The following is an 8,124-nucleotide window of genomic DNA, read 5'->3' on the forward strand; positions in this document are numbered from 1 at the left end:
AAGTTGTTGCCCGGGCTGCTGGTCAAGAAAACAAGAAAATTAAGTCTGGAAACATCGAAGTTAAAGTCACGAAGGCCGAAGTCTTGGCCGAAGCCAAGACGCCAGTCTTTGATATCGAAGACGGTGTGAACGCTGGGGAAGAATTGAAGCTCCAGTACCGCTACTTGGACTTGCGCCGTCCCGAAATGCAAAAGAACTTGCGTGTCCGCTCAAAGTTGATGGCTTCTGCTACTAACTTTATGGACAACAACGACTTTATCAACATTGAAACACCATACTTGGCCAAATCAACGCCAGAAGGGGCCCGCGATTACTTGGTGCCTTCACGTGTCTACCCAGGATCATTCTATGCCTTGCCACAATCACCACAGTTGTTTAAGCAATTGTTGATGGGAGCTGGCTTTGACCGTTACTTCCAAATCGCCCGTTGTTTCCGTGACGAAGACTTGCGTGGTGACCGTCAACCTGAATTTACGCAGTTGGACCTGGAAACATCATTCATGTCAGCGGCTGAAATCCAAGAATTGGTTGGCCGTTGGGTTAAGCAAATCATGAAGGATGTCGTTGATTTTGATTTGGATGTTAACCAAATCGTTACCTTGACTTGGCAAGAATCAATGGACCGTTTTGGAACTGACAAGCCTGACTTGCGGATTCCATACGAAATTAAGGACTTGTCTGAAACTGTTAAGGATTCAGCTTTCGGTGTCTTCGCTAACGCTGTTAAGGACGGTGGGGTTGTGAAGGCTATCGCCGTTCCTGGTGGAGCCGACCACTACTCACGTAAGGATATTGACAAGATGGGTCAATATATCGAACGATTCGGTGCCAAGGGCTTGGCTTGGTTGAAGGTGACTGACGAAGGCTTGAACGGCCCAATCGCCAAGTTCTTCCCAGAAGAAGCTGGCCAAGCCTTGATTGCCCAAGCCGAAGCTAAGCCAGGCGACTTGTTGCTCTTCGGTGCTGGTCGGACTGACGTGGTTGCGGCCTCATTGGATGCCTTGCGTCGTCAGACAGCGACTGATTTGGACTTGGTGGACCAAGAAAACCCATGGCGCTTTGCCTGGATCGTTGATTGGCCATTGTTCGAATACTCAGAAGACTTTGACCGTTGGATTGCAGCCCACCATCCATTCACGATGCCAAACGAAGAAGACTTGCACTACTTGGATGAAGGGGAAGACCCTCACCAAGCCCATGCCCAGTCTTATGACTTGGTCTTGAACGGTTACGAATTGGGTTCAGGATCAATCCGTATCCACCGGACTGACATCCAAGAAAAGATGTTGAAGGCCCTTGGCTTTACCAAGGAAGCCGCTAACGAAGCCTTTGGTTTCTTGTTAGAAGGAATGGAATACGGTTTCCCTCCAATGGGTGGAATCGCCCTTGGTTTGGACCGTTTGGCCATGTTGTTGGCCGGTCAAGAGAACATTCGTGAAGTAATTGCCTTCCCGAAGAACTCAAAGGCCACTGAACCAATGACAGAAGCACCAACTCGGGTTGCGGAAACGCAATTGAATGAATTGGGCCTTGAAGTTCCAGGAATTGATACAGAAAAGTAAAAAACGAAGGAAAAAGGCTTCAGCACAAGGCTGAGGCCTTTTTTTACTAGTTTTTAACCGCGTTTTATAAGATTTTTAGGCAAATTAATTCCCAAAAATTTTCTAATCTTGTTAAAATGTATGTATATTGTGACGGGTCCGAGTCACTAAGCTAAGGACCAGGCTTTAAAGTTGGTCAAAAGGGTTAGGGATTAAGGATAATTTGTTCTTAGTTGACCTAACAAAATCTAATGATACGGAAAATCGGAAAAAACTTAGATCACTACTACTTACACCAAGTTGGTGGCGCCTTATTTTACGCCATCATGCTCTCGCTCGCGCTGAACTATTTTTGGTTACCAGGCCACGTTTACTCGTCTGGTTTTACCGGTTTGGCCCAGCTGATTGCCAGCCTGACTGGCGGCAAGTTGAATGTGGCCTGGGGGATTGCCTTCGTTAATTTGCCACTTTTGATTTTAGCTTGGTTCACCTTATCCAAGCGCTTCGCCGTCTTCACGGCCATGGCGGTTTTGCTTTCAGCGGCCTTCGTGCCGATGTTTGCCACAAAAACCGTTTTAACGCCCGATCCCTTGATTAACGCCATCTTTGGTGGGGGATTGAACGGGATGGCCGTTGGTACCGCCTTGCGAGTTGGAGTCGGAACCGGAGGCCTGGATATCATCGGGATGGAGTTCAAACACTTCTTCCGGATGAAAGTTGGGTCAGTTAACCTGGCCTTTAACGCGGTCATCATGATTGGTGCTGGCTTGACCTATGGTTGGCAAGCCGCCCTCTATTCGATTATTGGGGTCGTGATTTCAGCCCACTTTATCGATATCTTCTATACCCACCAGCAACAAATCCAAGAAATGATTGTGACCAACAAGCCGGAAGAAATGACGGACCGCATCCAAAACAAGATGCGGCGAGGCGTGACAATTATCGATTCTGCTCACGGTGGTTATACCGGTCGTGATCGGTCAATCATCTTGACTGTTGTGACCCAACACGAATTACCAGAACTGCGCCAGGCCATTAAAGAGGTCGACCCGAACGCCTTTTACTCTGAATCAAAGGTTGAACATACGGGTGGCCGGTTCTACGAACCAGAACCATAAGGTCTACCTTTAACAAATTAAATACTGAAACGCTATCCAAAGGATTGGTGCTGGCTTGGTTAATTGACCAAGGCGGTGCCAGTTCTTTGTTTTTTTTATTTGGCCGGGGAAGAGTCGGGTGGATTTGCCAGGCTAATTTGAAATTTTTAGACATTTTGCTATACTAGGGGCTAATCAGGGCAGATGCAGGCGAAACCCATATCAAATTGCCGTTGGTACTCATCGAGTGCAGAAAGGTTTTTTGATGCGCGTAAATATCCTGCAACACACACCCAACGAAGGCCCGGGTTCCATTCAAACCTGGGCGAAAAGCCATGGCCACGAAGTCTTTATTTACCATCCTTATCAGTTTGGCTACTTGCCAACCGCTGATGAAACGGATTTCTTGGTAATCTTAGGCGGACCAATCAGTCCTAACGACAATTTGCCTTGGATTGAAGCCGAACGTGGACTTGTCCAAGAACTCTTAGACCGCGACGTGCCAATCTTTGGTGCCTGTTATGGGGCCCAAATGATTGCCAAGGTCTTGGGCTACCGGGTCTTAAAGGCGCCAGCTAAAGAAGTTGGTTGGGCCCCGGTTTATCGGCAAACGACGGCTATTCCAGGTTTGCCTGACCAATTAACGGCCCTCCATTGGCACGAGGACATGTTTGAGCTACCGGCAGAAGCGGACTTACTCTTTGCCAGTGATGCGGTTAAAAACCAAGGCTTTGTTCTGGGCCACCGGGTTGTTGGTCTCCAGTTTCATTTTGAACCCCAGGCGGACAACGTTCGAGAGATGGTCGTGAATGACTTTCCCTATATTGAGGGGTCGGTCCTTGGTCAAAGTGCTCAAGCCATCATCGATGCTGGGGTGCCAGCCGAAAATGAAGGGGTTATGTTTACTATTTTAGATTTTCTAGTAGAGGGACTTTGATTTTATAGTAAAAAGCTCTTTAAAAATCACCTTGTTTCATTAGATAGAAGGTGATGACAGTTATTGTTACCGTCCTGGTTTTAGACCAGTTTATTGGGAGTCCGTGACGGATATTTTTGTTACATTGCTATTGACATCAATTCAAATTCTTGAGATAATATACAGGTCTTTAATGCATATCGTTATATACGAAGTAAAATGCGAGGAAGGAGGGGATCGACATGGCAAAGGTTATTGTTCGTAAGAATGAATCTTTGGATGACGCATTGCGCCGTTTCAAGCGTGGTGTTTCAAAGGACGGTACTCTCCAAGAATACCGCAAGCGCGAATTCTACGTTAAGCCCTCAGTTGAACGCAAGTTGAAGTCTGAAGCTGCACGTAAGCGCAACAAGAAGAAGAAGAACCGTTAATTCGGCCAAAAAACGTCACTTTTGGTGGCGTTTTTTATTTGGTGGCGTGGTAGACTAGTAATAGTTAATCTGATATTTCCAAAGGAGAAAATTGATGAGCTTATTAGAACAAGTACAAGCCGACATGAAGGCAGCCATGAAGGCAAAGGACAAGGCCACTTTGGGTGTTGTCCGTCAAATTAAGTCAGCCGTGATGAACGAACAAATCAACCTCGGTCACGATTTGACTGAAGATGAAGAATTGGCTGTTTTGTCACGCGAAGTCAAGCAACGCCGTGACTCAATCGCTGAATTTAAGGCCGGTAACCGTGACGATTTAGCCGAAGCAACACAAGCTGAATTGGATGTTTTGGCTAAGTACTTGCCAGCCCAATTGTCTGAAGATGAGATCAAGGCCATTGTCGCTGCAGCAATCGAAAAGACTGGAGCAACAAGCCCAGCCGATATGGGTAAGGTCATGGGTATCGTGACCGGCCAAACTAAGGGACGCGCCGACGGTAAGGTTGTCGCTAACGAAGTCAAGCAAGCCCTCGCCAAGTAAGGCCAAGAACTGGTTTAAAAAACTGGTTCATACATAGAAATGTGGGAGTAATCGTGCTCCTTTAGCAGTAAGAAGAAAAGGATACACCATGGATACAAGTCTTGGACAAGTCATTAAAGCAACAGTCACTGATGAAAATGATCAGTACTTTTTTGCCCAAGTAGACGGGCTAACATACGAAATCAACAAGAGCGAGTTGGAGAAACCCTTAAAGCTCGGGGGATTGGTGACAGGCTTTGCCTACACCAACGACCAACACCGCTTGCAAATCACGAAGAACGTCCCTGACGTGCAAAAGGACCAATATGCCTGGGGAACCGTTGTGACTTCTCGTCATGATTTGGGAACCTTCGTTAACATCGGTTTGCCAAACAAGGACCTTGTGGTTTCTTTGGATGATTTGCCAACGATGACGGAACTATGGCCTAAGACAGGCGACAAGTTGTTGCTTTCCATTAAGGAAGACAACAAAGACCGTCTCTGGGGTAAGTTAGCCCAGCAAGACATCATTCAGGCTGTTTCTCGCCAAGCCAAGCTTGGTGCCGGCATCAAGAAGGGTGACCAAATCAAGGCCACCGTTTACCGGAATAAGTTGGTTGGAACTTTGGTTTTGACCGAAGACTACCAACTCGGCTTCATCCACCCATCACAACGGGAAAACGAACCCCGGTTGGGTGAAGTTGTGACTGCCCGGGTTTTGGGAGTCAACGACCGCGGCACTGTTAATTTGTCATTGAAGCCTTTGGCTTACAAGTTGATGGACGATGATGCGCAATTCTTGTTGATCCAACTCCAACGTAAGGCTGATCACTTCCTGCCATTTAACGATAAGTCAGACCCTGAAGCTATCAAGGCTCAGTTTGGCTTCTCAAAGTCGCAATTTAAGCGAGCTTTGGGCCGGTTGTACAAGGAACGGTTGATTACTCAGGTCGAAGGTGGAATCGAGTTGACGGCGGAAGGCCAGAAGGACTAGTAAATGTTACCGGACGTGATGGCTGATTATTTAAACTACGTTCAAGTTGAACGCGGTCTTTCTAAAAATACAATCACGGCCTACCGGCAAGATTTATTAGCCTTCTGTGCCTTTTTGGCCAAAAATGAAAAAACTTGGCAACAGGTCGACCATTTGTTGATTTTGGCCTATTTAAACGAACTTCGGCAAGAACACCGGGCCAATACCTCGATTGCCCGGATGGTAACAACCTTACGAAAGTGTTTTGCCTATTTGAAGACCGAGGGCCTGGTCGCCCATGACCCGATGTTAAACATCAAGCCACCGAAAAAAGCCCAGCACCTCCCGGCGGTTCTAACTGTTGAGGAAGTTGACCGGCTTTTAGACCAACCGGACCTCACAACACCCTTAGGAATTCGGACACGGGCCCTCTTAGAGGTTTTGTATGCGACCGGACTTCGGGTTTCCGAGTTGATTAATCTGAAAATGGAAGACCTGCATTTAGACCTAGGTTTGATTCAAACCCTGGGAAAGGGCGATAAGGAACGGATTATTCCAATTGGTGAAGTGGCGGTTGATTGGATTGACCGCTACCTAGCGGAATCCCGGCCTGTCTTGGTCAAGGAACAAAGAACGGCCACGCTCTTTGTTAACGACCATGGTCGGTCACTCTCACGACAGGGAGTCTGGCAGCTAATCAAAAAGTTGGTTGTCCAGGCTGGCATTGAAAAAGATGTTTCTCCCCATACTCTTCGGCATTCATTTGCCACCCATATTTTAGAAAATGGGGCGGACTTAAGGATTGTCCAAGAATTATTGGGCCACGCTGACATTTCAACGACACAGATTTATACCCATATTTCCAAAAAACGGTTGAGTCAGGTCTATGACCGATACCACCCTCGTGCTTAAGTTCAGGTAAAGGAGCGAACGATTATGTTAATTCCCACAAGGTCTGATGACGAAAAAACAGTAATGGGCCTTTTTTCCCTCGTACCAGAGTTAAAAGACTTAGCACATTTGAACTTGGTTCTGTCTTTGTATAACCGAGAAAGTTTTCATTTGCTGTTCTGGCAGCCAGCGGGTCAAGATGATGTTAAGGGACTGATTGGTTATCAAGATTATAACGATGAGGTGATTGTTGTTCGCCATTTGATTGTCACACCTGGAGCACCTAAAAAAGCAACGAATGCTCAAATTTTAACTGAATTGCAGGAACGATTCCCTGAAAAAGTTGTGATGGGAAGTTTAGATACACAAACTAATATCGATAAGTGGAGAAAACACTATTCCAAGCCCAAGTCTTACAATTAAGATTACCGATTTTGAAGGTCCCTTAGACTTGCTTTTGCATTTGATTAAAAAGCATGAGATGGATATCTTTCAATTGCCGATTGCGGAAGTGACTAAGCAGTATTTGAGCTTTATTCACGACCAACAAGCCATGCAGTTGGATGTGGCAGCCGAGTATCTCGTTATGGCCGCCAAATTAATCCATCTTAAGTCGACGGATTTATTGCCAAAGGCTCCGGTTGAAGAAGATGCCGATGATGATTTTGAAGAACTTGATCCCAAAGAAGAATTAATTAACCGTCTTTTGGTTTATCAACGGTTTCAACAAGCAACTGGCTTCTTTCATGACCGGCAAGAGGCGGATCTTCAATCCTATGTTCGTCCGGCCGTAGCAGATAGCCAAGCCCATGAAGACCAGGTGTTGGAATTAGCACCTGGTTTGACCCTGATTGATTTACAGTTGGCCTTTGATAATGTTTTAGCTCGTAAACGTGATTTGGCCCCTCGGATTCGTCAGGTTGCCTCGGATTCGTTTACAATTGCTGACGGAATCGCGACAATTCACGATCGGTTGCAGACACTCGGTAAAGAGGAATCGCTACCATTTTCGGCTCTCTTTGACCACATTGACCAAGTCGACCAACTCGTGATGACCTTTTTAGGACTTCTAGAAATTACTAAGGCCGGGGAAATTACCCTTTGGCAAGCCGATTTAACTGAACAAATTTTAATTAAAGTGGTGGACCATGAATCAAATCATTAAAGACGTTGAAGCCTTACTGTTTGTAGCTGGAGAAGACGGCCTAACAGCCGTAGAGTTAGCTAAAATTTTGAATACCGACAAGGAAGTGATTCCGGATTTGATTGGTGACTTGGCAACTGAACTGATCAAGATTGGTTCGCCACTAATGTTACGGTCATCTGATGGTCACTTTGTCTTGGTAACTCGGCCGGAATACGGAAAATTAGTATCATCATACTTTAATTTGCCAGTTAATAGTAAATTAACCCAACCTCAATTAGAAACTCTCGTGATTATTGCCTATGAGCAACCAATTACCCGGGTAGAAATTGACCACATCCGGGGCGTTCGGTCAGCGGGAACAATCCAAAAACTCATGTTACACCAACTGATTGAAGCTGTTGGTCGAAAAGAGGATGTAGGACGACCAATTTTGTATGGAACGTCGGCCGACTTTTTGGATTATTTTGGTTTAAAAACACTAGCTGACCTACCGGAATTGCCTAACGTGGACGAATTAACCTTAACAGCTGAAAGCCAGGCCGAAGTTGCACTCTTTGATCAAATTGATGATCAGGGGGATGCTGTGGCCGAAGAAGAAACATCCGAGC

The 8,124-nt window shown here is 46.1% G+C and carries 10 protein-coding genes; all 10 read left to right on the forward strand.

Annotation, left to right across the window (positions count from 1 at the left end; all coding sequences use genetic code 11):
* Positions 1 to 1,562: aspartate--tRNA ligase (gene aspS / locus AOQ29_RS05845; RefSeq protein ID WP_061993562.1), on the forward strand; the 1,562-nt coding region annotated here is incomplete at its 5' end.
* A 230-nt stretch (positions 1,563 to 1,792) separates the two neighbouring features.
* Positions 1,793 to 2,659, forward strand: a complete 867-nt coding sequence (locus AOQ29_RS05850) for a YitT family protein (RefSeq protein ID WP_114675001.1) — start codon at positions 1,793 to 1,795, stop codon at positions 2,657 to 2,659.
* Positions 2,660 to 2,903: 244 nt separating this feature from the next.
* Positions 2,904 to 3,575, forward strand: coding sequence for a type 1 glutamine amidotransferase (locus AOQ29_RS05855; RefSeq protein WP_061993563.1), 672 nt, complete (start codon positions 2,904 to 2,906; stop codon positions 3,573 to 3,575).
* Positions 3,576 to 3,796: 221 nt separating this feature from the next.
* Positions 3,797 to 3,985, forward strand: a complete 189-nt coding sequence (rpsU, locus tag AOQ29_RS05860; RefSeq protein ID WP_047974532.1) for a 30S ribosomal protein S21 — start codon at positions 3,797 to 3,799, stop codon at positions 3,983 to 3,985.
* A gap of 94 nt (positions 3,986 to 4,079) precedes the next feature.
* Complete coding sequence (locus tag AOQ29_RS05865) at positions 4,080 to 4,526, forward strand: GatB/YqeY domain-containing protein (RefSeq protein WP_061993564.1); 447 nt, start codon at positions 4,080 to 4,082, stop codon at positions 4,524 to 4,526.
* An 88-nt stretch (positions 4,527 to 4,614) separates the two neighbouring features.
* Positions 4,615 to 5,499: a CvfB family protein gene (locus AOQ29_RS05870; protein WP_061993565.1), complete on the forward strand. Its 885-nt coding sequence runs from the start codon at positions 4,615 to 4,617 to the stop codon at positions 5,497 to 5,499.
* Positions 5,500 to 5,502: 3 nt separating this feature from the next.
* A complete protein-coding gene (xerD, locus tag AOQ29_RS05875) occupies positions 5,503 to 6,390 on the forward strand; it encodes a site-specific tyrosine recombinase XerD (RefSeq protein ID WP_061993566.1) in 888 nt (295 codons plus the stop codon).
* A gap of 24 nt (positions 6,391 to 6,414) precedes the next feature.
* A complete protein-coding gene (locus AOQ29_RS05880; protein ID WP_061993567.1) occupies positions 6,415 to 6,792 on the forward strand; it encodes a hypothetical protein in 378 nt (125 codons plus the stop codon).
* A gap of 1 nt (position 6,793) precedes the next feature.
* On the forward strand, positions 6,794 to 7,534 hold the full coding sequence (locus AOQ29_RS05885; protein WP_275936588.1) for a segregation and condensation protein A: 741 nt from the start codon (positions 6,794 to 6,796) through the stop codon (positions 7,532 to 7,534).
* Positions 7,518 to 8,124, forward strand: a 607-nt coding sequence (gene scpB, locus AOQ29_RS05890; protein WP_061993569.1) for an SMC-Scp complex subunit ScpB, incomplete at its 3' end; no start/stop codon positions are given. The genes AOQ29_RS05885 and scpB, both read left to right, overlap by 17 nt.

The sequence above is a fragment of the Fructobacillus ficulneus genome (genome assembly GCF_001047075.2).
Taxonomy (GTDB): domain Bacteria; phylum Bacillota; class Bacilli; order Lactobacillales; family Lactobacillaceae; genus Fructobacillus; species Fructobacillus ficulneus.

Coding starts and splice junctions, on each gene's coding strand:
- AOQ29_RS05850 (WP_114675001.1), top strand. CDS start 1,793: ATGATACGGAAAATCGGAAAAAACTTAGATCACTACTACTTACACCAA.
- AOQ29_RS05855 (WP_061993563.1), top strand. CDS start 2,904: ATGCGCGTAAATATCCTGCAACACACACCCAACGAAGGCCCGGGTTCC.
- rpsU (WP_047974532.1), top strand. CDS start 3,797: ATGGCAAAGGTTATTGTTCGTAAGAATGAATCTTTGGATGACGCATTG.
- AOQ29_RS05865 (WP_061993564.1), top strand. CDS start 4,080: ATGAGCTTATTAGAACAAGTACAAGCCGACATGAAGGCAGCCATGAAG.
- AOQ29_RS05870 (WP_061993565.1), top strand. CDS start 4,615: ATGGATACAAGTCTTGGACAAGTCATTAAAGCAACAGTCACTGATGAA.
- xerD (WP_061993566.1), top strand. CDS start 5,503: ATGTTACCGGACGTGATGGCTGATTATTTAAACTACGTTCAAGTTGAA.
- AOQ29_RS05880 (WP_061993567.1), top strand. CDS start 6,415: ATGTTAATTCCCACAAGGTCTGATGACGAAAAAACAGTAATGGGCCTT.